The organism is Thermus sp. FJN-A (assembly GCF_054655095.1).
On sequence record NZ_BAAHSC010000051.1, the window covers coordinates 1 to 316 of the forward strand.

The 316-nt window shown below is 75.0% G+C and carries 1 protein-coding gene; it reads right to left on the minus strand.

Features of this window, described 5'->3' with window-relative positions; genetic code table 11:
- Positions 1-316, minus strand: a 316-nt coding sequence (locus ACYQ0J_RS00250; RefSeq protein ID WP_460170230.1) for a PD-(D/E)XK nuclease family protein, incomplete at both ends; no start/stop codon positions are given.

The window sequence follows — 316 nt, forward strand, 5'->3', positions numbered from 1 at the left end:
CGTAAGCCCCCACCTGCAGGAGGTGCTCCGGGTAGACCCGGGAGGAGGTCTTCAGGTCCACCACCACGAGCCTGTCCCCAAAGCGGGCCACCAGGTCCACCCGCCCGGCGTAGCGGTGCTCCGGGTGGAAGACCGCCTCCTCGGAGCGCAGGAGCCTGCCCCCGTTCCCGTCCCACCAGTCCGCCAGGCGCCGGGCCATCCCCCGGAGGGGCTCCTCCTCGGGGAGGGGAGGCCTTTCCCCCTTGAAGTGGGCCTCCGCCCAGGCGTGGAGGTCGGTGCCCCGCCCCGCGGCGCTCCGGGCGGCCCTGTGGTGGGC